This window comes from Aestuariispira ectoiniformans (assembly GCF_025136295.1).
GTDB classification, from domain to species: Bacteria; Pseudomonadota; Alphaproteobacteria; order UBA8366; family Aestuariispiraceae; genus Aestuariispira_A; species Aestuariispira_A ectoiniformans.
This window is the reverse complement of record NZ_CP062788.1, coordinates 3,014,324-3,038,296: the sequence shown is the minus strand read 5'-3', so window position 1 is coordinate 3,038,296 and position 23,973 is coordinate 3,014,324. Positions and strand designations below refer to the sequence as shown.

At 55.7% G+C, this 23,973-nt stretch carries 22 protein-coding genes; 8 read left to right on the top strand and 14 right to left on the bottom strand.

Annotation, left to right across the window (positions count from 1 at the left end; all coding sequences use genetic code 11):
- Positions 1 to 190: 190 nt before the first annotated feature.
- The 3 genes from gatC to gatB are packed head-to-tail and all read left to right on the top strand — an operon-like array spanning position 191 to position 3,460.
- Positions 191 to 478, top strand: coding sequence for an Asp-tRNA(Asn)/Glu-tRNA(Gln) amidotransferase subunit GatC (gene gatC, locus IF205_RS14255; protein ID WP_259780025.1), 288 nt, complete (start codon positions 191 to 193; stop codon positions 476 to 478).
- A gap of 12 nt (positions 479 to 490) precedes the next feature.
- The gene (gene gatA / locus IF205_RS14250) at positions 491 to 1,975 is read left to right on the top strand and encodes an Asp-tRNA(Asn)/Glu-tRNA(Gln) amidotransferase subunit GatA (RefSeq protein WP_259780024.1); all 1,485 of its coding nucleotides are present in this window, start codon (positions 491 to 493) and stop codon (positions 1,973 to 1,975) included.
- A gap of 30 nt (positions 1,976 to 2,005) precedes the next feature.
- Positions 2,006 to 3,460, top strand: a complete 1,455-nt coding sequence (gene gatB / locus IF205_RS14245; protein WP_259780023.1) for an Asp-tRNA(Asn)/Glu-tRNA(Gln) amidotransferase subunit GatB — start codon at positions 2,006 to 2,008, stop codon at positions 3,458 to 3,460.
- A gap of 65 nt (positions 3,461 to 3,525) precedes the next feature.
- Here gatB and IF205_RS14240 read toward each other — a convergent pair whose 3' ends face one another.
- Complete coding sequence (locus IF205_RS14240; RefSeq protein WP_259780022.1) at positions 3,526 to 3,723, bottom strand: hypothetical protein; 198 nt, start codon at positions 3,721 to 3,723, stop codon at positions 3,526 to 3,528.
- Between the two features lie 150 nt (positions 3,724 to 3,873).
- Here IF205_RS14240 and IF205_RS14235 point away from each other — a divergent pair, with 150 nt between their 5' ends.
- On the top strand, positions 3,874 to 5,400 hold the full coding sequence (locus tag IF205_RS14235; protein WP_259780021.1) for a malonate--CoA ligase: 1,527 nt from the start codon (positions 3,874 to 3,876) through the stop codon (positions 5,398 to 5,400).
- 9 nt (positions 5,401 to 5,409) lie between these two features.
- Here IF205_RS14235 and IF205_RS14230 read toward each other — a convergent pair whose 3' ends face one another.
- Positions 5,410 to 6,732, bottom strand: a complete 1,323-nt coding sequence (locus IF205_RS14230; RefSeq protein WP_259780020.1) for an FAD-dependent oxidoreductase — start codon at positions 6,730 to 6,732, stop codon at positions 5,410 to 5,412.
- Positions 6,733 to 7,087: 355 nt separating this feature from the next.
- On the opposite strand from IF205_RS14230, the gene pyc reads away from it, so the two are divergent.
- Positions 7,088 to 10,525 (top strand): pyruvate carboxylase, encoded by a 3,438-nt coding sequence (gene pyc / locus IF205_RS14225; RefSeq protein WP_259780019.1) that lies wholly within the window; start codon positions 7,088 to 7,090, stop codon positions 10,523 to 10,525.
- 214 nt (positions 10,526 to 10,739) lie between these two features.
- Positions 10,740 to 12,761 (top strand): methyl-accepting chemotaxis protein, encoded by a 2,022-nt coding sequence (locus tag IF205_RS14220; RefSeq protein ID WP_259780018.1) that lies wholly within the window; start codon positions 10,740 to 10,742, stop codon positions 12,759 to 12,761.
- On the opposite strand, the gene IF205_RS14215 is transcribed toward IF205_RS14220, so the two are convergent.
- The 3 genes from IF205_RS14215 to IF205_RS14205 are packed head-to-tail and all read right to left on the bottom strand — an operon-like array spanning position 12,752 to position 16,070.
- A complete protein-coding gene (locus IF205_RS14215) occupies positions 12,752 to 13,876 on the bottom strand; it encodes a CaiB/BaiF CoA transferase family protein (RefSeq protein ID WP_259780017.1) in 1,125 nt (374 codons plus the stop codon). The genes IF205_RS14220 and IF205_RS14215 overlap by 10 nt on opposite strands.
- Entirely contained in the window at positions 13,873 to 15,771 is a 1,899-nt protein-coding gene (gene ggt / locus IF205_RS14210; protein ID WP_259780016.1) for a gamma-glutamyltransferase, read from the bottom strand. The genes IF205_RS14215 and ggt overlap by 4 nt, the downstream gene beginning before the upstream one ends.
- 5 nt (positions 15,772 to 15,776) lie before the next feature.
- Complete coding sequence (locus IF205_RS14205) at positions 15,777 to 16,070, bottom strand: hypothetical protein (protein ID WP_259780015.1); 294 nt, start codon at positions 16,068 to 16,070, stop codon at positions 15,777 to 15,779.
- A 128-nt stretch (positions 16,071 to 16,198) separates the two neighbouring features.
- On the opposite strand from IF205_RS14205, the gene cutA reads away from it, so the two are divergent.
- Positions 16,199 to 16,528, top strand: a complete 330-nt coding sequence (cutA, locus tag IF205_RS14200) for a divalent-cation tolerance protein CutA (RefSeq protein ID WP_259780014.1) — start codon at positions 16,199 to 16,201, stop codon at positions 16,526 to 16,528.
- Here the strand turns inward: cutA and IF205_RS14195 are convergent.
- The 4 genes from IF205_RS14195 to IF205_RS14180 are packed head-to-tail and all read right to left on the bottom strand — an operon-like array spanning position 16,515 to position 19,594.
- Positions 16,515 to 17,102 carry an HD domain-containing protein gene (locus tag IF205_RS14195; RefSeq protein WP_259780013.1) on the bottom strand — a complete coding sequence of 196 codons (588 nt, stop codon included), beginning with the start codon at positions 17,100 to 17,102 and terminating at the stop codon, positions 16,515 to 16,517. The two genes, cutA and IF205_RS14195, sit on opposite strands and share 14 nt — an antisense overlap.
- Positions 17,099 to 17,884, bottom strand: a complete 786-nt coding sequence (gene otnI, locus IF205_RS14190) for a 2-oxo-tetronate isomerase (RefSeq protein ID WP_259780012.1) — start codon at positions 17,882 to 17,884, stop codon at positions 17,099 to 17,101. The genes IF205_RS14195 and otnI overlap by 4 nt, the downstream gene beginning before the upstream one ends.
- A gap of 4 nt (positions 17,885 to 17,888) precedes the next feature.
- Positions 17,889 to 18,713 (bottom strand): sulfite exporter TauE/SafE family protein, encoded by an 825-nt coding sequence (locus IF205_RS14185; RefSeq protein ID WP_259780011.1) that lies wholly within the window; start codon positions 18,711 to 18,713, stop codon positions 17,889 to 17,891.
- Between the two features lie 8 nt (positions 18,714 to 18,721).
- Complete coding sequence (locus tag IF205_RS14180) at positions 18,722 to 19,594, bottom strand: C40 family peptidase (protein ID WP_259780010.1); 873 nt, start codon at positions 19,592 to 19,594, stop codon at positions 18,722 to 18,724.
- A gap of 89 nt (positions 19,595 to 19,683) precedes the next feature.
- Here IF205_RS14180 and IF205_RS14175 point away from each other — a divergent pair, with 89 nt between their 5' ends.
- The gene (locus IF205_RS14175) at positions 19,684 to 20,385 is read left to right on the top strand and encodes a histidine phosphatase family protein (protein WP_259780009.1); all 702 of its coding nucleotides are present in this window, start codon (positions 19,684 to 19,686) and stop codon (positions 20,383 to 20,385) included.
- On the opposite strand, the gene IF205_RS14170 is transcribed toward IF205_RS14175, so the two are convergent.
- The 5 genes from IF205_RS14170 to IF205_RS14155 all read right to left on the bottom strand — a co-directional run bounded on the left by IF205_RS14170 (position 20,382) and on the right by IF205_RS14155 (position 23,862).
- Positions 20,382 to 21,170 (bottom strand): sensor histidine kinase, encoded by a 789-nt coding sequence (locus IF205_RS14170; RefSeq protein ID WP_259780008.1) that lies wholly within the window; start codon positions 21,168 to 21,170, stop codon positions 20,382 to 20,384. The two genes, IF205_RS14175 and IF205_RS14170, sit on opposite strands and share 4 nt — an antisense overlap.
- Positions 21,171 to 21,289: 119 nt before the next feature.
- Complete coding sequence (locus IF205_RS20640; protein ID WP_375542651.1) at positions 21,290 to 21,487, bottom strand: DUF2842 domain-containing protein; 198 nt, start codon at positions 21,485 to 21,487, stop codon at positions 21,290 to 21,292.
- A gap of 74 nt (positions 21,488 to 21,561) precedes the next feature.
- The gene (locus tag IF205_RS14165; RefSeq protein WP_259780007.1) at positions 21,562 to 22,110 is read right to left on the bottom strand and encodes a protein phosphatase CheZ; all 549 of its coding nucleotides are present in this window, start codon (positions 22,108 to 22,110) and stop codon (positions 21,562 to 21,564) included.
- A gap of 90 nt (positions 22,111 to 22,200) precedes the next feature.
- On the bottom strand, positions 22,201 to 22,440 hold the full coding sequence (locus IF205_RS14160; protein WP_259780006.1) for an Lrp/AsnC ligand binding domain-containing protein: 240 nt from the start codon (positions 22,438 to 22,440) through the stop codon (positions 22,201 to 22,203).
- Between the two features lie 93 nt (positions 22,441 to 22,533).
- Positions 22,534 to 23,862, bottom strand: coding sequence for a DEAD/DEAH box helicase (locus tag IF205_RS14155; RefSeq protein WP_259780005.1), 1,329 nt, complete (start codon positions 23,860 to 23,862; stop codon positions 22,534 to 22,536).
- Positions 23,863 to 23,973 lie beyond the last annotated feature (111 nt).

The window sequence follows — 23,973 nt, the reverse complement described above, 5'->3', positions numbered from 1 at the left end:
TGTCAAAAAGAGATGGAGAATGTGGCGAAACACCCGGGCTGTAAAACAGTTTACGGCATTTGCGGAATGAACAGTCGAAATATGGTAGGAATTTCTACGGGCGGGCGGTCGTTTACTTGCACCCTTTGGTCTGTGGTGATAGCTTCCGCCGGTCTGTAGAAACCCCGAATTTTCCAAGGAGACGGAGCGGATGTCGCTCGACAAGGAAACTGTCGCGAAGATCGCGCATCTTGCGCGTATTAGGGTGCCCGAAGAGGATTTGGAACCTCTGGCGGGTGAGTTGAACAATATCCTGGGCTGGATCGAACAGCTTGGAGAGGTCGACACGGATGGCGTAGAGCCGATGACGTCCGTCGTTGAGATGACCCTGCGACAACGGGAAGACCAAGTCACCGACGGTAATTATCCGGACAAGGTGCTGGCTAATGGCCCCGATACGGCCATGGGCTTTTATACTGTTCCCAAAGTGGTCGAATAAGGCGGCAAGACGATGACGAAACTGACCGATCTGACCATGGCGCAGGCCCGCGAAGGCCTGCGCAACAAAGAATTCACCGCAACAGAGCTGACAACCGACTATGTCGCGGCTGTTGAGGCGGTACGTCCGCTGAACGCTTTCATTACTGAAACGCCGGAAAAAGCGCTGGAGATGGCGAAAGCCTCCGATGAGCGTCTTGCCAAGGGCGACGGCGGGATCATGGAAGGTATTCCGCTGGGCATCAAGGACCTCTTCTGCACCGAAGGGGTGTTGAGCACGGCAGCCAGCCATATTCTGGATGGCTTCAAACCTGAATATGAAAGCACGGTTTCTTCCAATCTCTGGAACGCCGGCGCTGTCATGCTGGGTAAGCTGAACCTGGACGAATTCGCCATGGGTTCCGCCAATATCACCAGCTACTACGGCAATGTGAAAAACCCGTGGAAGCGTAACGACGACCCGAATACCGATCTGGTGCCGGGTGGCTCGTCCGGCGGTTCCGCGGCTGCGGTGGCATCCCATGCGGTTGTTGCGGCGACAGGTACGGACACCGGTGGTTCCATCCGCCAGCCGGCAGCCTTTACCGGGACTGTTGGCCTGAAACCGACTTATGGTCGTTGTTCCCGTTGGGGCATTGTTGCCTTCGCCAGTTCTCTGGATCAGGCAGGTCCCATGACCCGTGACGTGCGCGATGCGGCGATCATGCTGGAAGCCATGGCTGGTTTCGATCCGAAGGATTCCACCAGTGTTGATGCGCCGGTGCCGCATTACGAAGATGCGCTGACCGGGGATGTCAAAGGCCTGCGCATCGGGATTCCTAAAGAGTACCGCATTGACGGTATGCCGGAAGAGATCAGCAAGCTCTGGCAGCAGGGTATTGACTGGCTCAAGGATGCCGGGGCGGAAATCGTTGATGTTTCCCTGCCGCATACGAAATATGCATTGCCCGCATATTACATCGTGGCCCCGGCGGAGGCTTCTTCCAACCTCGCACGCTATGACGGCGTTCGGTATGGCCTGCGGGTTGTGGATGAGGGCGACAGCCTGAACGACATGTACGAAAAAACCCGTGCCGAAGGTTTCGGGGCAGAGGTGAAACGCCGTATCCTGATCGGCACCTACGTGCTGTCTGCCGGTTACTATGATGCCTACTACCTGAAGGCCCAGAAAGTCCGCACCCGTATTGCGGAAGATTTCAAAAATGCCTGGAACAGCTGCGATCTGTTGCTGACACCGGCGACACCAAGTGCGGCTTTCGGGATTGGCGAGAAGATGGACGATCCGATCTCCATGTATCTGAACGACGTCTTTACCGTGCCGGCCAACCTGGCAGGGCTGCCGGGTATTTCGGTTCCGGCCGGTCTGGATGGCCGTGGCCTGCCGCTGGGTCTGCAACTGCTGGGTCGTCCGTTTGACGAAGAAACGATCCTGCGCGCTGCTCATGTTGTGGAACAGGCTGCTGGCTTTGATGCCAAGCCGCAGTTCCTCGTGGGTTAAGTCGACCGGTAAATAGAGGCGAAGAATACGATGACATATGTGATCAAAGGGAATACCGGCGATTGGGAAGTGGTTCTGGGGCTGGAAGTCCATGCCCAGGTCACCAGCAATGCAAAGCTGTTTTCCGGTGCGGCAACGGCTTTCGGGGCGGAACCGAACGAACAGGTCAGCCTGGTCGATGCGGCAATGCCGGGCATGTTGCCGGTAATCAACAAGGAATGTGTGCGTCAGGCGGTCCGGACCGGGCTTGCCATGGACTGCGCCATCAACCTGAAATCGGTTTTTGCGCGGAAGAACTATTTCTACGCGGATTTGCCGCAGGGCTATCAGATTTCCCAGTATGAACTGCCGATTGTGGGCGAGGGGACGATCACCATCGACCTGGAAGACGGCAGCACTAAGGAAATCGGTGTTGAACGCCTGCATCTGGAACAGGACGCCGGTAAGTCCATCCATGACCAGCACCCGACGAAATCCTTCATCGACCTGAACCGTTCCGGCGTGGCGCTGATGGAAATCGTTTCCAAACCGGATATGCGCTCGCCCGAAGAGGCTGGTGCCTATATCACCAAGCTGCGTTCCATCCTGCGCTATATCGGTGCCTGCGATGGCAATATGCAGGAAGGTTCCATGCGTGCGGATGTGAACGTCTCCGTTCGTCGTCCGGGCGACGAGTTCGGTACACGTTGCGAGATCAAGAACGTGAACTCTATTCGTTTCGTCAAGCAGGCGATCGAATATGAAGCCGCCCGTCAGGTTGAAGTTCTGGAAGACGGTGGCGAGATCGTTCAGGAAACCCGCCTGTTCGACCCGGGCAAGGGTGAGACGCGGTCCATGCGGTCCAAGGAAGACGCGCATGACTATCGCTATTTCCCCGATCCGGACCTGTTACCGCTCGTCGTGGAGCAGGCATTCGTCGATGAGATGAAGACCACGCTGCCGGAACTGCCGGATGTGAAAAAGAACCGCCTCATGCAGGACTTTGGCCTGAAGGCCTATGATGCCGGTGTGTTGGTGGCGGAAAAGGAAACGGCGGCTTATTACGAAAAAGTCGTTGCCACGGCGGACCCGAAACTGGCGGCCAACTGGGTGATCTCCGAGTTGTTCGGGCGTCTGAACAAGGCGGGTAAGGACATCACAGAAAGCCCGGTTACACCGGAAAACCTGGCTAGTCTGATCGGTCTGATCTCCGACAACACGATTTCCGGCAAGATTGCCAAGGACGTTTTCGACGAAATGTTCGAGACCGGCAAGGATGCCAAGGACATCGTTGAGGAAAAAGGCCTGAAGCAGATCACTGACACCGGCGCCATTGAGGCGATTGTCGATGATATCATCGCCAATAACCCGGGCCAGGTGGAACAGTATCGCGGTGGCAAGACCGGACTGATCGGCTGGTTTGTCGGCCAGGTCATGAAGGCAACCCAGGGCAAGGCAAATCCGGGTGCGGTCAACCAGATCCTGAAAGCCAAACTGGACGGCTGATCAGCTTTTCAAGTACTCATGAACGGCGGCGTTGCGAAAGCACGTCGCCGTTTTTTATGGTGTGGTCAGTTTTTCTGGCAGGCGACCAGAACGATCCCCAGTTCTTTTTCAAGCGACCTGATTTTTTCCAGTTTGTCGTCTGGCAGGGCGGTGGGGTTGGCATTGACCGTGGACATGGCAACCAGCGGACTGCCGATATCATCTTCCAGAGCCTGAACCGCCTTGAGCCTGTCGGTATCCAAGTGAGCGATCGAAAAAAGCATTTTCTTTTCTCCTCATTTCCGGAAGCAGCAGTATAGCCTAAATTGTTATTCTTGTTTACGAAGCGATGACGTTTTGCTTCTTTTCCGGTTCAGGCGTAGCTTTCAATTTGAAGAAACGGCCACCAACGCCGGGCAGAATACGAGGGAACAATGAACAAGAATCTTTATGCTCTGTTTGAAAGCCGGTTTCCGGCAGATCGCAGCAAACTGTTCCTCGATTGTGTTGATGGACCGGGCTTCAGCTATGACGATCTCGACCGGGAGACCGCAAAGGTAGCCGGCCTTTTGCGCCAACTGGGTATTCAGGCCGGAGACCGGGTTGCCGTCCAGGTCGATAAATGCGCCGACAATGTATTCCTGTATCTGGGGTGCTTGCGGGCCGGTGTCGTATACCTGCCGCTCAACACCGCCTACACCTCGGCAGAGGTGGAGTATTTCCTCAAGGACGCAGGGCCCCGTATGGTGGTTTGCCGCCCGGAAATGCTGGAGGCGATTCGCCAGGTTGCGATCCATGCAGGGGTTGAACATGTTCTGGCTCTTGACCCGGAAGGGAACGGCAGCTTCCAGAATGCCAGGGATCTTGCAGACCCCTTGCAGGAGATTGAACCACGACAAGAAGGCGACCTGGCCGGAATTTGCTATACGTCCGGCACAACCGGCCGGTCCAAGGGGGCGATGCTGTCCCATGGCAATCTGGCGGCCAATGCATTGACCCTGCATAAAATCTGGGGTTGGCAGGATGGCGACGTCCTGCTGCATGCCCTGCCGATTTTTCATGTGCACGGCCTGTTCATTGCCTTGCATTGCGCCTTGTTGAACGGCTCAACCGTGATCCTGATGAACAAGTTCGACGCATATGAGGTCGTGCGGCAATTGCCGCGGGCGACCGTATTTATGGGGGTTCCGACCTTCTACACACGCCTGCTGGCGTTGGGTGAATTCGATAAGCTGGCCTGCCAGAATATGCGTCTGTTCATATCGGGTTCAGCGCCGCTTCTGGAAGAAACATTCCACCGTTTCCAGGAACGGACCGGACACACGATCCTGGAACGCTATGGCATGACCGAGGCGGGGATGATCACATCCAATCCCTATAAGGAGGATCGTATTGCGGGAACCGTAGGGCCAGCCTTACCGGATGTCGAAGTCCGGGTCACTGACGAAGATGGCTCGGTGTTGCCAGTTGGGGAAACCGGAATCCTGGAAATTAGAGGGCCCAATGTCTTTCAGGGTTATTGGCAGATGCCGGACAAAACCGCGGCGGAGTTTCGCGCTGACGGATATTTCATCACTGGCGATATGGCGCGGCTGGACGAAAAGGGCGTTGTGACCATCGTCGGGCGTGCGAAGGATCTGGTGATTTCCGGCGGCTATAACGTCTATCCGAAGGAAGTGGAACTCGTTCTGGACGAGATACCCGGCATTGATGAAAGTGCCGTCATTGGTGTGCCACATCCGGACTTTGGCGAGGCCGTGGTTGCCGTCGTAACCCGCGACGCGAGCACAGGACAGCCTGATGAGGCGGCGGTCGTCCAGGCCGCGCGCACCAAGCTGGCAGGTTTCAAGTCACCGAAAGAGGTGTTCTTTGTCGATAGCCTGCCGCGCAACAGCATGGGAAAAGTCCAGAAGAACGTGCTGCGCGACAACTATCAGGATATTTTTTCGGTTGTTGGATGACCGCCGGGACTAATCGAGGGAATCCAGCATGTCCTGAACGCGGGTCAGTTTTTCTCGCGGGGCAGGGCCGGTTGCCCGGTTGACCTCTAACTGGTCAATCAATTGCCAGTCCTTTGCCGTTGTTACCCGGACACCGCGTTCGACGAGCAGGCGGTTAAGCGCCTCCGGGCCGCCTTTACTCTGGCCGTCACCCAGATCGGCTATGAGACGGTCGGCAACCTGGAAGGAATCGGCGCGGTTGGTGGGAATTGTCCCGGACGGGCCGCGTTTTCCCCAGCCGACCACATAAACATTTTCCTCAATGAGGCCGTCTTCATTGGGATAGCCACCGCGTTTGTCATCGAAGGACACCCCGGCCAGCGCACGGGATCTGTAACCGATTGCGGTCACGACCAGATCGGCTGGCACCTCAAAGAACTCACCGGTGCCGGTGGCCTTGCCGTTCCCGTCTATTTCTGTGCGTTCAAACCGCACCGCACGGACTTCACCCTGGTCGTTGCCCAGTATCGCTGCAGGGCTTGCCTGGAAAAGCAGATGGATTTTCTTTTGCGCGGAAGAGGCATCCAGTTCCTGAAAACTCTTGAATATTTCCAGGTTCTTGGAACGCACCCGTCCCTCCGGCACGGATGTATCGACCCAGTCCGGCAGATCGTCGGGCAGGGCGGTGTTTTCGATGACCGGTATGGCACTTTCCAGCTTGCCTAGTTCACGAAGCTCCGGCGGGGTGAAGCTGGCTTCGATCGGGCCACGGCGACCGGCAAGGTAGACCGTTTCAACTTCAGCGTTGTGAATTGCCGCGCGGGCATGTTCGCAGAGGTCGGATTCCTCCATCTCACCCGGCTCTTTCACCAGTACACGGGAGATATCGATGGACACGTTACCATTACCGATCACGACGGCACTTCGGATATGGTGGTGGACCGGGGTCAGGTCGCGGTAATCCGGATGCCCGTTATACCAGCCGACGAAAGCTGCAGAGCCGTACACACCTTTGAGGTCTTCCCCTTCAATGCCCAGCTTGCGGTCAACTTGCGCGCCCGTGGCAATCACAACGGCATCGTAGAATTGCTTCAGTTCGGCGATTGTTACGTCGCGATCAACCTCGACATTGCCAAGAAACCGGATACCGGGCTGGGAAAACAGTTTTTCATACTGATTGATGACTTTCTTCGTTCCCTGATGATCCGGGGCGACGCCCGCGCGGACCAGGCCGAAAGGGGTGGGCAGGCGGTCTATCACGTCGATTTGACTATCCGGCAGCTTCTTTGCAAGCCGGTCTGCCAGATACATTCCGGACGGGCCAGACCCGATAATTGCCACTGTAAGTGTCATAGACCTTCCCTTTAACTTGCGGGCTTTCCGCCTTCACATTTTATCATCGGTTGTCGTTATATAGGGATTAATTGCGCTTCGCCAATCGCTTGTTGTGCTGCGCGGTTGCTAACTCAATATAATTCCACCTGTTGGGGTGGTTTTTTGCCATACCTACAGGGCGGTTGTGTGGTACTCGGGCCACGGCTAAGGATAAAAATCAGCCTAATTATGTCGCAACCTTGCGAAATGTGAGACGCAAAGGTAATTATGCTGCAACGCAAAAAAGTGCTATAAGCACATAAAATTATAAACGGGGAACGGAAAAGGCCAGGAAACCAATGGTCATGCGCCGATAGGCTCTGGGAGTGTATATATGAAAATAACAAAGCTGCTGGTTGCAAACCGCGGGGAGATCGCCATCCGAATCTTCCGTGCAGCCAACGAGATGGGTATTCAAACGGTAGCGCTGTACTCACACGAAGACCGTTTTTCCCTGCACCGTTTTAAAGCCGACGAAAGTTATCTGATCGGTGAGGACAAGGGACCGGTTCAGGCTTATCTGGATATCGAAGGCATCCTTACCCTGGCGCAATCTGTTGGCGTGGATGCCATTCATCCCGGTTACGGTTTCCTGTCGGAAAACCCCGGTTTCGCCGATTCCTGCCGGGCCGCTGGTATTACCTTCATTGGTCCGTCGTCCGATTCCATGCGGCTTCTGGGCAGTAAGGTTGCTGCGCGCGACCTCGCGGTTAAGGCAGATGTCCCGGTCATGCCCGCGACCGGACCGTTGCCGAGGGACATGGATGAAGTCCGCAAAATGGCTGCAGAAGTCGGCTATCCCCTGATGCTGAAGGCAAGCTGGGGTGGCGGCGGCCGTGGTATGCGGATCATTGAATCGGCGGATGACATTGAAAACCAGGTCAATACCGCACGTCGTGAGGCAGCGGCTGCCTTTGGCAATGATGAGGTTTATCTGGAAAAACTGGTGCGCAACGCCCGCCATGTGGAAGTGCAGGTCATCGGTGACCAGGCGGGTAATGTGGTTCACCTGTTTGAACGCGATTGCACCGTGCAGCGCCGCAACCAGAAAGTTGTCGAACGCGCGCCTGCCTTGTACCTGACGCCGGAAACACAGCAGGAATTGTGCAGTTCTGCGATTCGTCTGGCGAAAGCCGCGAATTATGCCAATGCCGGTACGGTCGAATATCTGATGGATGCCGACAGCGGCAAATTCTATTTCATCGAGGTCAACCCGCGCATCCAGGTGGAACATACCGTCACCGAAGTCGTGACCGGTATTGATATCGTCAAGGCACAGATTCGCATTGCGGAAGGCGCGTGCATTGGCGACGGCAAAAGCGGCGTGCCGGAACAGGAGCAAATCCGGTTGCACGGTCATGCGATGCAGTGTCGTGTCACCACCGAAGACCCGGAAAACAACTTCATCCCGGATTATGGCCGCATCAAGGTCTATCGTGGCGCAAACGGTTTCGGCATCCGTCTGGATGGCAGCACAGCCTATTCCGGGGCCGTGATCACGCCCTATTTCGATTCGATGCTGGAAAAGGTGACGGCCTGGGGCTTTACACCGGAAGAGGCGTTGGCCCGCATGGACCGTGCCCTTCGTGAGTATCGTATTCGTGGTGTGGCGACCAACCTGGCCTTCCTTGAAAACCTGATTAATCACCCGAAATTCCTGAACGCGGAATACACGACCCGCTTTATCGATCAGACGCCGGAACTGTTCCATTTCCCGCGTCGCCGGGACCGGGCAACCCGTCTGTTGAATTTCATCAGCGAAGTGACAGTGAATGGAAATCCGGAAGTGGAAGGCCGGGAACAGCCGGATCGTTTCCACTATCCGATGCCGCCACTGACACCCGATGCGGAACCACCGGCAGGGTATAAGCAGAAGCTGACCGAACTCGGGCCGGAGGCGTTTTCCAAATGGATGCGCGATTATGGTCCGGTTCTGGTGACCGACACCACCATGCGCGATGCCCATCAGTCCTTGCTGGCAACGCGTATGCGCAGCTATGACATGCTGCAGGTGGCGCCGGCCTATGCACATCTGCTGCCGAACCTGTTCTCGCTGGAATGCTGGGGCGGGGCAACCTTTGATGTTGCTATGCGCTTCCTCAAGGAAGACCCATGGGTACGTCTGGCAAGGCTTCGTGAAGCGATGCCGAATATGCTGACGCAAATGCTGTTGCGGGCGTCTAACGCGGTCGGCTACACAAACTATCCCGACAATGTTGTGCAGCATTTCGTGAAGGAAGCAGCCGCAGCGGGCATGGATATCTTCCGTGTTTTCGATTCCCTTAACTGGGTGGAAAACATGCGGGTTGCCATGGATGCCGTTCTGGAAAGCGGCGCGCTTTGCGAGGGCACGATCTGCTATTCCGGCGATATGATGGCGTCCGGTCAGAACAAATATGACCTGGCCTATTATGTTGATATGGCCAAACAGTTGGAAAAGGCGGGGGCACATATCATCGGCATCAAGGATATGGCCGGTGTCGCCAAGCCGGTTGCCATCCGTACGTTGGTCAAGACGCTGAAAGAAGAAGTCGGCCTGCCGGTCCATTTCCACACCCATGACACCAGCGGAATTTCGGCCGCTTCTGTCATTGCGGCGGCAGAAGCAGGGGCGGATGCTGTTGATTCGGCTATGGATGCCTTCAGTGGACTTACCTCCCAGCCGAACCTGGGGTCTATTGTTGCTGCATTGCGTGATACGCCGCGGGATCCGGGACTTGATCAGGATTCCATTCGCAAGATTTCCCGCTACTGGGAAAAGGTGCGGGCGAACTATGCCGGGTTTGAAAGCGATATCCGGTCGGGCGCATCGGAGGTTTATCTGCATGCAATGCCGGGCGGCCAATACACCAACCTGCGTGAACAGGCGCGGGCGCTTGGCCTGGAAGAGCGTTGGCCGGAAGTGGCGCATGCCTATGCCGATGTAAACGAGATGTTCGGCGACATCATCAAGGTGACGCCGTCTTCCAAGGTGGTCGGAGACATGGCTTTGGCGATGGTGTCCAGCAACCTGACCAAGGCCGACGTGGAAAACCCGGACAAGGCAGTTTCTTTCCCGGATTCCGTCGTGGCCCTGTTCCGTGGGGACCTGGGCCAGCCGAAGGGTGGATTCCCGGAAGCGCTGCAGAAGAAAATCCTGAAGGACGAAAAGCCCAATACGGAGCGTCCCGGCGCACATCTACCAGTCGTTGATTTCGAAGCGATTCGCGAACAGCTTGAGCAGAAATTGCATCGTCATGTCAGCGATCAGGATATCTCGGCCTTCCTGCTCTATCCGAAGGTCTTTGAGGACTATGCCGCCGAACGTCGTAAATACGGCGATTTGTCGATCCTGCCGACACCGGTATTCTTCTACGGGATGGATGCCGGACAGGAAATTGCCGTCGATATTGACCCGGGCAAAACCCTGGTGATCCGCTTCCTGGGGATGGGTGAGCCGGATGAAGAAGGGTGCCGGACGGTCTTTTATGAGCTGAACGGTCAGCCCCGTACCGTGAAAACACGCGACAAGGCAATGGCGGCAACGGCTCATGTCCACATACAGGCGGAAGAGGGCAACCTGAACCATGTTGCGGCGCCGATGCCGGGTATGGTGGCCAGCCTGTCCGTTCAGGAAGGCCAGGAGGTCTCTGCCGGGGACGTGGTGCTGTCCATTGAGGCAATGAAGATGGAAACCGCGATCCATGCCGAAAAGAACGGCAAGGTGAAGAAGATCGTGACCCCGGTCGGCACACAGGTCCAGGCCAAGGACCTGCTGGTCGAACTGGAATAGGCCCGACATCACATCTGGTTATGAAAAGGCGGGATTTACGGTCCCGCCTTTTTCCATGGCCGGGTGCAAGGCTTAATTTTGCCGTCACATCATAGAGTTAGAATATCTCCGGAATTGATAGTTCAATTTCGAATTAAAAACCTATATGCTTCGCCTGATATTTTTATTGGACGATTGATTAACTTAAGAATGTTGTAAGACTGAGGGGAATGTAATGCGGTTTCTCGGTGCGCTGCGAATTTCGATGAAGTTTGCACTGGCCAATGTAATTCTTTTGGCATTGCTTTTGGTCGTGGGTACGACATCCGTCCTGAGCCTGCGAAAATCTCTGGAAACATTCGGGGAATACCGCAGTCTTACAGTCCAGACCAACGACGCGGCCAGTGTCCAGCAAGCCATGTTGCAGGCGGAAAAGGCTGTTCGCGACTTTGTCCTGCATCCCGGTGAAGATGCCGTGACCACAGTGACTGAGGAAATCGCCGCGACACGCAGTGCGATTGATACGGCGTTGACTGGCACCACCGACGAAGACCTGGCGGCCTATTTTGCAAAGGCCACCGACGCGTTGAGCCGGTTCGAGGCAGTCTTTGCAGATGTGACGGCCAAACAGGAGGAGCGGGATACGCTAATCCGCGTGGACCTGAGCTCTATCGGGCGGAACATCGAAACAAACCTCTTTGCCCTGATGGATACCATCAGTCTTGATGGCGATGCCGACCTCACATTTATGGCCGGGGAAAGCTTCAAGGATTTTGTGGAGATACGCGCTTTGGTGCAGCAGTTCCTCTATCAAAATGACGAAGAGGCCTATGCCCAGTCGATTGAGAGCCTTGCGAAGTTCGCCAAAGGTCTGGACAAGTTGAACGGGCAGCTTGAGGTCAAACGCCAGAAAGGGATGCTGAAACGCGTTGGACGGGATACGGGCAAATACAAAGATATCCTGACCCAGGCGAATCAGGTGATCGCGGATCGTAACCGGTTGATCGATCAGGATATGGCGGCGGCAGGTGATTCTCTCTCATCCATTGTGAACGAGCTGAAGGCGACCGTTTTGGTCAAACAGGACCGTCTTGGGGAAGATGCCGCCAGCGAGGTCGATGATGCAACCCTGAATGCGATCATCGTATCCCTTATCAGTATCGCTATGGCGATTGGTCTGGCCTATTTGTTGAGCCGCGGTATCGCGAGCCCGATTGGTGCGATGACACGCGCCATGGCCGATCTTGCAAAAGGGCAGTTGGACGTTGAAATCCCGGCCAAGACACGTGGCGATGAAATCGGCCGCATGGCGCAATCGGTCCAGGTGTTCAAGGACAATGCCGAACAGATGCGCGATATGGAGGTTCAGCGGGAGCGCGCCCGTGAAGAGGCGGAGACTGAAAAGCGTCGGCTGATGAATAAATTGGCGGATGATTTCGAACAATCCGTCGGCGGTATTGTCGGTCAGGTTACCGATCGCTCGTCCGACATGAATAATGTCGCGGAAAGCCTGTCGCGCCTGGCGGATCGCACCAGCAGTCAAAGTCAGGCGGTGCTGACCACGGCAGAATCCGCATCGTCCAACACACAGGCCGTGGCTTCGGCGGCGGAAGAGCTTGCGGTTTCGATCCGGGAGATCAGCGATCAGGTGTCTCAGTCCAGTCTGGCGTCCGGGGCTGCTGTGGAAGATGCCGCCAAGGCGCAACGGCTGGTCGAAAGCCTGGAGAAGACGGCGAAAAGCGTCGGCAGTGTCGTTCAACTGATTACGGAAATCGCTGACCAGACAAACCTTTTGGCACTGAATGCAACGATTGAAGCCGCACGGGCCGGTGATGCCGGCAAAGGTTTTGCCGTTGTTGCCAACGAGGTGAAATCGCTGGCCTCCCAAACGGGTAAGGCGACGGAGCAAATTACCGAACAGATCAACGAAATCCAGTCTGCCACCTCGCAGGTTGTCGGTGCCATTTCCGGGATATCCGATGCCATTTCGCGTATGGACAATATCTCGACAACGATTGCGGCCGCAGTAGAACAGCAGGGAGCCGCCACCCAGGAGATCGCCCGCAATGTGCAGGTTGTGTCCGGCAATACGCAGGACGTGTCTGGGACGATCCTGGAGGTCAACAAGGCCGCGCAGGAATCGGGAGACGCCAGCCGTGGCGCATTGGATTCGGCCGCGGCCCTGTCAAAGCAGGCGGCGCAATTGTCCCGGGAGGTGGAGAACTTCCTGCGTGAAATCAGGAACCGTCAGGATTGACGGTTTCGCTGCGGCAGTTGGGGAGCGGGCAACAGGTCTTTCCTGTGGCGTAACTGGGGATCAAGTGGAAGGGGCAGCGCCGGTAGCGTTGCCCCATTTGCCATGGAAACTTGCCCTTGGGCCGTTTTGGCTGCATTTGCCTGTGCACTTGTGACGGCCTCGTCATAGGTTGCCACCACACTGCAGCAGACGTCTTCGCCATCAAATAAACCTCGCCAATAAGAGGTTGGATGTTGTGCAATCCTGACCTTTAGGGCCTTAATAGTTTCTATGTCTGAACAATGGCCTTTCCGGTGTTCTTCCGTGATGTCGGCCAGATCACAAAAACGATCCCAGAATTTTTGTTCCAGGGCGGCGACAGCCAGATAGCGGCCGTCCTGCGTTTGATAGATCTGATAGCGGGGAGAGCCGCCGCTCAGAAGCTCACCACCTGGTCTGGGGGACTGGCCTGTCGAGGAATGGTGTGCCTGTGCCCACCACATCCAGGGGCCGAGGTTATCCGTCATTGAAATGTCGAGTTTGCAGCCTTTCCCGGATTTCTCGGCCATGCGAAGGGCAAGCAGAATATTCATGACGGCGGGATAGGCACCCCCACCAATATCCGCGATCAGTCCCGGCGGGACGACGGGTGCGCCGCTGGCGTCTGCAGCAAGTGAAAGCAGGCCGCTTTCTGCCATATAGTTCAGGTCATGCCCGGCCTTCTGGGCATCGGGGCCGTCCTGTCCATTGCCGGTGATTGCGCAATAAACGATTGCAGGGTTGATTTTCCTGACGTCCTCATAGCCAAGGCCCAGCCGATCCAGAACGCCGGGGCGGAACTGATCAACCACGATATGGGCATCCGTTATCAACGCGCGGATGTGGTCCCGGTCCTCGATAGATTTCAGGTCTGCTGTAATCGATGTTTTTCCACGGTTGAGCAGGGCAAAGTTGAGGCTTTCCTTCCCCTCGAACGGTGGATAGTGGCGCATATCCTCGCCGGTTTCCGGGCGTTCTATCTTGAGCACTTCTGCACCGGCCTCGGCCAGTATCAGGCTGGCCAAAGGGCCGGGAAGCAGGGTGCTGAAATCAATCACACGAATACCGGACAGCGGCAGGTCGCCGGCCGCCGTCATTGGACAGCCTCCGGTTCTTCCTTGGACATTACCAGATCAAAAGCCGCATCGACGTCAGGCAGCAGATTGCCTTCGCCAATGGCATACCCTTCGCGGCGCGGGTCAACGCCGCTGTGAATGGTACCATCGTCAACCTGTACGCCATGCAAGCCACTGTTCAGGCCGCGCACCTTCACTTTGTAGCCACGTGCCGCCATAACGACTTTCAGTTTGGCTATATCTGTATCTGCCTCAAGGTCGAGGCCGGAATTCCGGTCAATGAAATGGGGCATGGAAATCGCGTCCTGCAGGGACATATCCCAGTCCAGGACTCCCATGACGGTCTTGGCGACATAGCCAATGATGCGGCTGCCGCCCGGTGACCCCAAAGCCATGACCAACTCACCATTTTCGTCGAAAACCATGGTCGGCGCCATTGAACTGCGGGGACGTTTGCCCGGTTCAATCCGGTTCTGAATGGGCAATCCATCCTTGACCGCGTGGCGGGCGAAGTCGGTTAGCTGGTTGTTCAACAGGAAGCCACGCACCATTTGCCGGGACCCGAAACCGTTTTCAATACTGGAGGTCATCGAGACTACATTGCCGTGCTTGTCCACGGCCACGAGATGGCTTGTCGACGGAAGCTCGATCGCATCATCGGGGGAGAGCATGGCGGCATTGTCGGACGGCGGAACGCCCGGTGCCATCTTCACTTTGGTATTGAAGCCATTGTCCATTTCTATGGACCGCGCGGCGAGATAACCACGATTGATCATGCCGCGAACGGGAACATCGACGAAGTCACTGTCGCCGATATACTGGTCGCGGTCCGCATGGGCGAGGCGCATGGCTTCGGCAAACGTCTGTATGGCAGGCGGAGACATTGGTTCCTGGTTTGCAATGTCGGTGTTTTCCAGAATCCCCAGAATCTGTAATACGGTCAGCCCGCCGGAAGAGGGCGGGGGCATTCCGCACACCAGTTTGATGCGATAGACCGCGCAAAGGTTCTCGCGCCTTTTGGCCTTATAGGCGGCGAGATCGTCCAACGTCATATTCCCGGGATTGCCCGGCGCGGTATTGACGGCTTTTACAATGTCCCGGGCGATATCGCCGGTGTAAAACGCATCTATACCGTCGCGTGCGATGATCTGCAGCGTGTCGGCAAAAGCCTCGTTTTTCAGGACTGTGCCGGTTTTCTTCGGCTTTCCATCCGCCGCGAAGAAATAGTCATGAACGGCCATTCCCGGCGACATGTATTTTTCGTCGGAGAGCAGTTTGTGCAGGCGGGGGCTTATGGGAAAGCCTTTGCGGGCAAGGTCGATGGTCGGCTGGAAGAGTTCCTGAAGGGGGCGGCCGCCATTCTCCTGACGGGCCAGCTGGAACATCCGCAGGACACCCGGTACGCCGATTGATGCGCCGCCGACAACGGCTTCCATGAACGTGCGCGAACTGCCGTCCGCATTGAAGAAAAGTCTTCGGTCGACGGCCATCGGTGCGGTTTCGCGACCGTCATAGGTATAGAGCGTTTGCTTCTCGTTATCCCAATAGAGCATGAAGGCACCGCCGCCTATGCCTGATGACTGCGGCTCTACGAGGTTCAGCGCAACCTGTGCCGCCAGCGCCGCGTCCAGGGCCGATCCGCCCTTTGCAAGAATTTCAGCACCGATTTGTGCCGCTGCCGGGTGCGCGGCGACCATCATATAGTCTTTGGCGGTTACTTCCTTTTTGTCCAGGAAGCCGGTGGCGGTTTCAGGAACAAGGTCTTCCTTGACGGCCAGGGGGGCTGCGGTTTTTGTCTGACGACTGTAGGGAGATAGCCAGTGATCAATGGCAATGCCGCCCAGATAGCTGCCGCCGCCAATAACCAAAGCACCCACTAGGGCAATGCCTGCCCCGCCAAAGCCAGATGATTTCATGAAGCCTATTCCGTCTTGTTTCTGATGGCCTGTCGGCCCGCTTCCGTCAGCTTGCAAACCAGCCAGTCCGGTTTCAGCGGGTTGTTGAACCACGGTTCCGCCCAACCATGTTCGATACAGCTTTTTATTGTGCGGTCGCTGTAGCGTTGCCCCTGGTCGTTGAATAAAGGGAGTTTGCCACCCGGCTGTGTCAGGCCGCGGCTAAGGTAGTCTTTTTGCACGCGGGTCGGGCGTGCTTCAAGATTGACTTCCGTCGGATGCACCGACTTCAGATGAATAACATCGGAACTGTCACTCATGATCGTTACCGACTTGCCTCCCCAAAAGAGGGAAAGACCCGGCCGATTGGATCATTTCCCCTCATCATGGTAAACGCACCGGTGTAGGATTCAAGAGTTGCGTTCATGATATCGGGTGGAATACGCGAATGACGGGTGAGTATTGCCTGGCCTATGTGACTGCTGAAGACCGCGAGGAGGCAGGAATGCTGGCCGAAACCATCGTCGGGGAGCGGTTGGCTGCCTGTGCGAATATTCTTGGAACGATCACGTCGGTCTACCACTGGGAGGGGGAAGTCGAACAGGGGCAGGAAGTCGCCTTGCTGTTCAAAACACGTCGGGACTTGCTGGAGGCATTGACTGCACGTGTCCGTGAGCTTCACAGCTATGACTGTCCCTGCGTTGTGGGCCTGCCGGTTGAAGGCGGCAATGCTGCCTTTTTGCAATGGATTTCAGACGAGACGGCTAAAGCGCAGTAGACAATTCTTCAAAACGCTCGAGAAAAACCTCTTTTGCCGTGGCCGTCGGCCAGGGTGTGGCGTCTATCTGAAGGCTGGTTTTGGGAATGCCCCAGAACTTCCCGGCCTCGTCGGGTTGGAAACCGGCAACCTGTGTTGCCTCGAAATAGGCGGATGCCTTGTCTGCCTTCTTGATGAGACGATGAATTTTGGTCGGCACAAGCGGAGGGATTCCAAAGCGGATATGGATTGCTTCCTGCAGCCGGTTTTCAAGGGTCTTGAAGTCCACACCCATCGCGGCCTTGAAAGGAGAAATGAGGTCTCCGACCACATATTCCGGTGCGTCATGCAGCAGTCCTGCCAGACGCCAGTGAATTTCGAGATCGGGCTGCAGGTCGGCCATAACCTGTTCGACGATAAAGCTGTGCTGGGCGACGGAAAATGCCCAGTCGCCTGTCGTCTGGCCGTTCCATCGGGCCACACGCGCCAGTCCGTGGGCGATATCGTCGATTTCTATATCCACTGGTGACGGGTCTAGAAGGTCCAGCCGTCGTCCACTCAGCATTCTCTGCCAGGCGCGTGGTTTCTTGCTCATTGTGGTGATAACCAGGTTTTGGCCCAGCCCAGCCCGTCCAGACTGTCGGCTCTTGGATGATATTCGCAACCAATCCAGCCGTCGTATCCCTTGCTGTCCAGATAATCGAAGAGATAAGCCGTATTGATCTCGCTGGGCGACGGTTCATGACGGCCAGGAACCCCTGCAATCTGGATATGCCCGATATAGGGGAAATAGCGGTCGATAGCCTCCACCAGCCGACCTTCCGTCATCTGCCTGTGATAGAGGTCCAGTTGAAGTTTGATATTCGGAAGGCCAAGATGATCCAGAATGTCACAAACCTCGCCGGTACGGCTGTAGAGATAGCCCGGAACGTCAAAGGGGTTCAGCGGCTCCAGAAGAATTGTGATATTCCGTGCCGCCGCCTGTTCGGCTGCCCATTTCAGATTGTCTGACAGGATTGAGACATATTGGGCTTTCTGGCTGTGATCCGGAATAATGCCCGCCATGACATGGATCTGGTGGCAATCAAGTCTTTCCGCGACGGTAAGGGCAGTCTTGAGGCCGTCCCGGAACTCACCAATGCGACCGGGGAGGGCGGCGATGCCCCGCTCTCCCGCATCCCAGTCGCCTGGGGGCGCGTTGAATAGAATTTGTTTCAGGTCTGCCGTCTCAAGTGCCGCTGCAAGGTCATCGGCGTTCTCCCCATAGGGGAAAAGGCATTCGACACCTGTGAAGCCTGCCTGTGCGGCTGCCTCGATACGCGCCGGAAACGGCAGTTCCGTGAAGAGCAGGCTTATATTGGCGGCGAGTTTTGGCATGGGCTCAGGCTAGCAGTGAATAGAGCATCCGCACAGCCGTTATGAACAGAAAGACTGCAAATGCTTTTCTCAACCAGCCGGTGCTGATCGTATGGGCGATCTTGGCACCGAGTGGGGCGCTCAGGATCGTTGCCGGTACGATACAGGCGAAACCGATGAAATTGGCGTATCCCACAGACCCGACCGGCAGGTTCGGCTCGCCGACGCCACTCAGGATGAAACCGATTGTGCCCGGTATGGCGATGATCAGGCCGATCGCCGATGCGGTTCCGACGGCTTGGCGAATGGGATAGCTGCATGCCGACAGGACGGGCACGCTGAAGGTACCGCCGCCGATACCCATCATGGCCGAGAAACCGCCGATAAAAAGTGCAATCAGATGTTTGACGATACCGGTCGGCAGGTGATCTGTCAGCGACCAGCCGTCTTTCTTGAAGGCCATATTATAGGAAACGGCAAGGGCCAGAATGCCGAAGACCGCGGTTAAAACACTGCCTTTAACAAAGGAGGCGACGGCAGTACCGGCGAGAACACCGATGAAGATGGTAATGCCCCAGCTTTTGAGCAGGTCCACATCCACACTGCCTCGCTTGTAATGCGCACGCGCGGAACTGATGGAGGTGGGGATGATCGTTGCAAGGGATGTTCCCACTGCCAGATGCATCCTGACGGACGGGTCGATCCCGATGATATCAAACAGGTTGAACAGCACAGGCACGATGACGATGCCGCCGCCGACACCCAGCAATCCGGCAAGCGTTCCGGCGGCAACCCCGGTTGCCAGCATGGCAAGGGCGAGGGGCAAGAGAGTAGATAGTTCCAGCTCCATGAGATCAATTACACGCTAAGAATGGAAGGAATACGGCGAATACTGCTGATATCGTGCTTCTCTATAGTCAGGACATGGGCACGAACCTGCTCCAATGGGGCACTGGCAACCATCATATCGGTCGCATTGGCATGAAGGAGCATACCATCCCCTTCATAAAAGCCGACATGGCCGGGCCAGAAGACAAGATCACCGCGTTCAAGATCGCTGATACTTCCGTCAAAGGGAACAATCTCGCCGATTTCCTGTTCCTGGAGGTCGGTGTCCCTCGGTACGTCCAGTCCGCAGTGCCGCATCGCGACCTGGACCAGACCGGAGCAGTCGATGCCATGGCTGGTGTTGCCGCCCCAAAAATATGGCACGCCCAGGAAAAGTCGCGCCGTGGCGACAGGGTCGCCCGCCGCATCAACCTGTATGGGAGTGATGTGGCGATTGTATATCCATCCACCAGAGGCAAGGCGGCTATATTTCTCGCCAACTTCTTCCACGGTAATCAGGGATGTAAGCGGCAGGGCCGTATTGGGGTGCAGTTTCATGTCCGGTTCAGGGAAAATGAAACTGCTGAGGGCTGTAACGCGGTGTGTCGGCAGTGAAACGGATTCGGTGAGCCCGATTGTCGGAACATATCCGACATAGTCGTCACGCAGGTTTTGAACCCAACTCCACCCATTTTGCGCGTCAAACACACGTACCTGATCGCCGTGGATCAGCTCACAATCCTGGGGGGATGAATATTCCGGGCCCCGGCGCAGTGTCAGAGAGGGGGCGCTCACCTGCATGACGACGCCCTCGACAAAACGTTCCGCGCTTACCAGTTCGACGAGGCGGCTGTCTGCGAGGTCGTCGCGAAAGGCGAATAGTCGCCGGTCAAGTTTTTCCATTTGTCCCATAGCCACTGTTCTAAAAAGGCTTTCTTCTTTCCTGCCTCGGCAGTTTAATCGCCTTGATTCAATAGTTGGGAGAGTTTGTCATGGCCTTGCCGGGAACAAAAGGGCGAAGACGCGTTTATTTGATGCGTCATGGGCATGTGTCCTATGTCGACCCGGAAGGAATGCCCGTTGACCCGAAAACTGTGCTGTTGACCGAAGCGGGGCAGGCCCAGGCACTGGCTGCGCAGAAGCTTTTGCGGGAGATTGAATTCGATCGGGCAATGTGTTCGGGCATGCCCAGAACCCGTCAAACGGCAAAAATTGTTCTGGGTGAGCGTGATATCTCATTGGAAGACAATGACGGATTCGTGGAACTTTCCGGCGGTCGTCTGTCACAGGTTGCCCCGGAAGAACGCGAAGCAGCCTTCGTCTACGGGTTGGAGCGCGCCGATGCAGAAGGTGAACGGTTCGCCGGCGGCGAGCTTTTTGCATCCTTTGAGAAGCGAATCACGGCCACTTTCGATGAGCTGATCCTCCAACCCGACTGGAAAAGACTGCTCCTTGTCTGTCACGATGCGGTCAACCGGATGATTCTGTCTCACGTCTGCGGGGCGGGGCTGGCCGGAATTGCCAGTTTTGAACAGGATATGGCCTGCATCAATGTGATTGATATCGACGTGATTGACGGACGGGTGGAACGGTGCCTGATCAAGGCGGTCAATATCACCCCGTATAACACCACCAAGGACGGCATGTATCACACAAGTCTGGAAGAGGTCTTCAAGACGTTGTTTGACTTTTAGTCTCTGTGATCGGGGAACTTCAATGTGGCCATTGTTCCCACATTGGGCTGGCTGCGCAGTTCAAGAATAGCTCCCATCTCAGAGGCGAGACGGCGTGCAATCGCCAATCCCAGGCCGCTGCCGTTTTCTCCATGGGGGCTGTTTTCATTGACCTGCTCGAACGGGTCCATGACCCGCAGCATATCCTCTGTGGCAATACCGAAACCCGTATCGCGGATAACCAGGATGACGGCGCCATCCAGTTCGTCGACTTTCGCCTTTACCTCAACCAACCCCTTGTCCGGGGTGAATTTGATGGCGTTTGAGACCAGGTTATAGAGAACCTGTTTCAAACGGATCGGGTCAGTTTTCAGAATTGGGAAGTCGGCTGCGATTTCGCTACGTATTTCAACACCGGACTCCTCCGCCAGCGATGCCAGTTCGCGCAGCGTCTCGTCAATCAACTGAGCCGCATCGACCGGCTTGTTCTGCATTGGCAAGTCGGTGTTGTACCCCAAGGCGTTGGACCTGGCCTTGTCCAACTCTGCCTGACACACCCCCAGAAGATGCAAGGCGGATTTGTGAATGAGATCCGCATATTCCTGGTAACGGGGGTCACCAAGCGCACCGTGCTTTTCCTTCACCATCATGTCACTGAAACCGATGATGGCGCTCAGAGGGTTTTTAATTTCGTGGGCAAGTTCACCAAGACGCTGGTTCGAGGCTTTTTTAAGTCGGTGATTCTGTTCTATCGCTTCGGCAAGCGCGGTTTCCGCCTGGCGCAGCAGCTCACGGTAACGCGACACGGAGAGGTCTTTGTCCTCGTGTTTGTTTTGCAAAGTGACCTTTGTCACAGTTACCTCGTTAGCTTTCTGCTTTCGATTATAACAACAGTCTCAAAACGGTTTATGCCATGGCACGGGCTTTATTTCCGGCTGTACAGGCGCTTCATAAGCATGAATGTCACCGGAACCCAGATGATTCCCGCGACAGGGTAGTAAGCAAGCTGCAACAATTTGGCGTCTCCCGGGATTTGGGCACCCAGTATCCAGGCGACACAAATATAGAAAACAATCCAGGCAACGATAATCGCAGCTGAACCCAGCCTCCGTGTCGGCGACATAATATTAACCCATACATATTAAAAAAAATTAACGTTAGACCGACTAGCATTAAAAGTATCGGCGATACATAGGCCTAATCGAACAGTTTGTCGATATCGTCCTGGCTGATGGATTCCTCTTCGGGCAGGGCAGGACCGTTCAACAGCGCGTCGTCACCCGTGGGCTCTTCCTTGTGGAGGTTGATGTCTTTTGCAAGATCGTCGATTTCATCCCGTCCCCACAAAGTGGCAAGAGATTCAACACGTTCTTCAACGAATTTCATTGAGCGAATGATCTTGGTGACACGTTGTCCGGTGATGTCCTGGAAAGTGCAAGCCTCCATAGCAGAGGTTGTATTTTCCGTGATGCGGTCATACAGGGAGGCGCGTTCTGCGTCATCTTCGCAGTTGCGAAGTTTTTCAATGACCTGGTCGATATCCTCAACGGATTGCAGGATGGAATCCGTGGCAGTTTCCGTGGCGCCGATAATGGCATCCAGTTGTTCCGACATGGACTGGAAATGAGTTTGATCATTCTCGCGGGCGACCATTTGCGCGATTTCTTCGCGGAAGCGCCGAACGTATTGAACGAGGCTTACAATTTCGCCTCTCAGCTTGTCTTCTGTCTTGGACGCAACCGTCATGACCATCCCCAATCCTCAAGCACATAATCTTACTTCTTCTAACATACTGCAAAAACAGTACAAAGTGCAATTTGGCGAGGTAGGGTGCTTCTAGTTGAAGGCTTTGAAGGTAATAATCGTGAAAGTGTCTTTCACGCCGGGAAGCCTCTGGATGTGTTCATTCACGAAATGCCCGATATCTTCACCAGCGGGAAGATAGCATTTCATGATCAGGTCATAATGCCCGGACGTGGAATAGACTTCGGACACCTGCTCAACATCAATAGCCGCATCTGCCACTTCATATGCGCGGCCCAACTCGCTTTTGACTTGGATGAAGATGGTTTGCATATACGCCTCCCGGTCTGCGACTTTATCCTGGCAACTTAATATTTGTCTGCATTACCAGACAAGTCTTCCGTCAATAACTCTGCAAGATAACGGTCAGAGTTTTGGCGCTCTGAGCAGGAAGGCGGGCACGCCGTCTGTCTGCCCAAAGGGAAGGCCCGTATCCGGTTCCTCGCCGATACCTTCCTGACCCCAAGGGGTGCGGCTGCGCTTGGGCGGTCTTTCTTTCTTGCCCGCACTCGACCGGGTTTTGCTCTGGGGGCTCTCTTTTTCCGGTTTCTCGGCTTGTTGCTGGCTATGCTGTTCGTAGCCTTCCAGGACAGGCAGGGGCGAGCCAATCATCTTTTCGATGGCGGCAATCTGCTTTTGGTCGCGTCCGGTAGTCAAAGTCAGCGCCTTGCCACTGCGCCCCGCGCGGCCGGTTCGACCGATTCGATGGACATAGTCCTCCGCGCTGGTCGGAATGTCGTAGTTGAAGACATGACTGACTGCAGCAATGTCCAGGCCTCGTGCGGCAACATCGGAACAAACCAGCAGCTTAATTTCACCCTGGCGGAATCGATCCAGACATTCCATGCGTTTATACTGGTCCATATCGCCATGGAGGGCACCGACGGGAAAGCCGTGCTTTTGCAGGCTTTGGTACAACGTTGCGACGTCGCGCTTACGATTGCAGAAGATCAGGGCGTTCTTCACATCGTCTTCGCTGAGCCATTTACGCAAAACGGTGTTTTTCTGCCGGGGGGCGACGTAGGCCAGCCCCTGCTCAATGGTCGATGCCGTGGACGAGGGGGGATCAACCGTGATTTCCTTGGCATTGCGCAGGAATTTTTCCGCCAGTCGGCGAATTTCCTTGGGCATGGTGGCTGAGAACATCACCATCTGACGCAGCGGCGGCATCATGCCGACAATTTTCTCCACATCCGGGACGAAACCCATGTCCAGCATACGGTCCGCTTCGTCGATGACGGCGATTTTCGTATCCGTCAGCATTACTTTGCCGCGTTCGCAATGGTCCAGCAAACGACCCGGTGTTGCGATCAGGACATCCACGCCACGATCCAGGAGTTTTTCCTGTTCGTTGAAGGATACACCGCCGATCAGCAAGGCCATGGTCAATTTATGATATTTGCCATAGGTCTCAAAATTCTCAGCAACCTGGGCAGCCAGTTCTCGCGTCGGCGCCAGGATTACAGAGCGCGGCATACGCGCACGGGCGCGGCCTTGAGACAAGATCTCAATCATCGGCAATGTGAAGGAAGCGGTTTTACCGGTACCCGTCTGGGCACAACCCAACACATCCCGGTTCATCAGAACATACGGAATTGCTTTTTCCTGGATCGGTGTCGGGGTCTCGTAGCCTGCTTCCGAAACAGCACGCAATAGGTCGGGCCCTAGGCCCAGGTCCTCGAAGGTTACGGTCATGAAAACTCTGAGAGTTGTTTGCTAATGTATGGCAGTTACCATACATCTCATCTGCTTGCGGCGGATATTAGGCCCTCCAGCGGCCATGTCAATCAGTGAGGTTCATAAATC

What these genes read in the sequence shown, in the direction of transcription:
- gatC (WP_259780025.1), top strand. Translation starts at nt 191, where the DNA reads ATGTCGCTCGACAAGGAAACTGTCGCGAAGATCGCGCATCTTGCGCGT.
- gatA (WP_259780024.1), top strand. Translation starts at nt 491, where the DNA reads ATGACGAAACTGACCGATCTGACCATGGCGCAGGCCCGCGAAGGCCTG.
- gatB (WP_259780023.1), top strand. Translation starts at nt 2,006, where the DNA reads ATGACATATGTGATCAAAGGGAATACCGGCGATTGGGAAGTGGTTCTG.
- IF205_RS14240 (WP_259780022.1), bottom strand. Translation starts at nt 3,723, where the DNA reads ATGCTTTTTTCGATCGCTCACTTGGATACCGACAGGCTCAAGGCGGTT.
- IF205_RS14235 (WP_259780021.1), top strand. Translation starts at nt 3,874, where the DNA reads ATGAACAAGAATCTTTATGCTCTGTTTGAAAGCCGGTTTCCGGCAGAT.
- IF205_RS14230 (WP_259780020.1), bottom strand. Translation starts at nt 6,732, where the DNA reads ATGACACTTACAGTGGCAATTATCGGGTCTGGCCCGTCCGGAATGTAT.
- pyc (WP_259780019.1), top strand. Translation starts at nt 7,088, where the DNA reads ATGAAAATAACAAAGCTGCTGGTTGCAAACCGCGGGGAGATCGCCATC.
- IF205_RS14220 (WP_259780018.1), top strand. Translation starts at nt 10,740, where the DNA reads ATGCGGTTTCTCGGTGCGCTGCGAATTTCGATGAAGTTTGCACTGGCC.
- IF205_RS14215 (WP_259780017.1), bottom strand. Translation starts at nt 13,876, where the DNA reads ATGACGGCGGCCGGCGACCTGCCGCTGTCCGGTATTCGTGTGATTGAT.
- ggt (WP_259780016.1), bottom strand. Translation starts at nt 15,771, where the DNA reads ATGAAATCATCTGGCTTTGGCGGGGCAGGCATTGCCCTAGTGGGTGCT.
- IF205_RS14205 (WP_259780015.1), bottom strand. Translation starts at nt 16,070, where the DNA reads ATGAGTGACAGTTCCGATGTTATTCATCTGAAGTCGGTGCATCCGACG.
- cutA (WP_259780014.1), top strand. Translation starts at nt 16,199, where the DNA reads ATGACGGGTGAGTATTGCCTGGCCTATGTGACTGCTGAAGACCGCGAG.
- IF205_RS14195 (WP_259780013.1), bottom strand. Translation starts at nt 17,102, where the DNA reads ATGAGCAAGAAACCACGCGCCTGGCAGAGAATGCTGAGTGGACGACGG.
- otnI (WP_259780012.1), bottom strand. Translation starts at nt 17,884, where the DNA reads ATGCCAAAACTCGCCGCCAATATAAGCCTGCTCTTCACGGAACTGCCG.
- IF205_RS14185 (WP_259780011.1), bottom strand. Translation starts at nt 18,713, where the DNA reads ATGGAGCTGGAACTATCTACTCTCTTGCCCCTCGCCCTTGCCATGCTG.
- IF205_RS14180 (WP_259780010.1), bottom strand. Translation starts at nt 19,594, where the DNA reads ATGGAAAAACTTGACCGGCGACTATTCGCCTTTCGCGACGACCTCGCA.
- IF205_RS14175 (WP_259780009.1), top strand. Translation starts at nt 19,684, where the DNA reads ATGGCCTTGCCGGGAACAAAAGGGCGAAGACGCGTTTATTTGATGCGT.
- IF205_RS20640 (WP_375542651.1), bottom strand. Translation starts at nt 21,487, where the DNA reads ATGTCGCCGACACGGAGGCTGGGTTCAGCTGCGATTATCGTTGCCTGG.
- IF205_RS14165 (WP_259780007.1), bottom strand. Translation starts at nt 22,110, where the DNA reads ATGACGGTTGCGTCCAAGACAGAAGACAAGCTGAGAGGCGAAATTGTA.
- IF205_RS14160 (WP_259780006.1), bottom strand. Translation starts at nt 22,440, where the DNA reads ATGCAAACCATCTTCATCCAAGTCAAAAGCGAGTTGGGCCGCGCATAT.
- IF205_RS14155 (WP_259780005.1), bottom strand. Translation starts at nt 23,862, where the DNA reads ATGACCGTAACCTTCGAGGACCTGGGCCTAGGGCCCGACCTATTGCGT.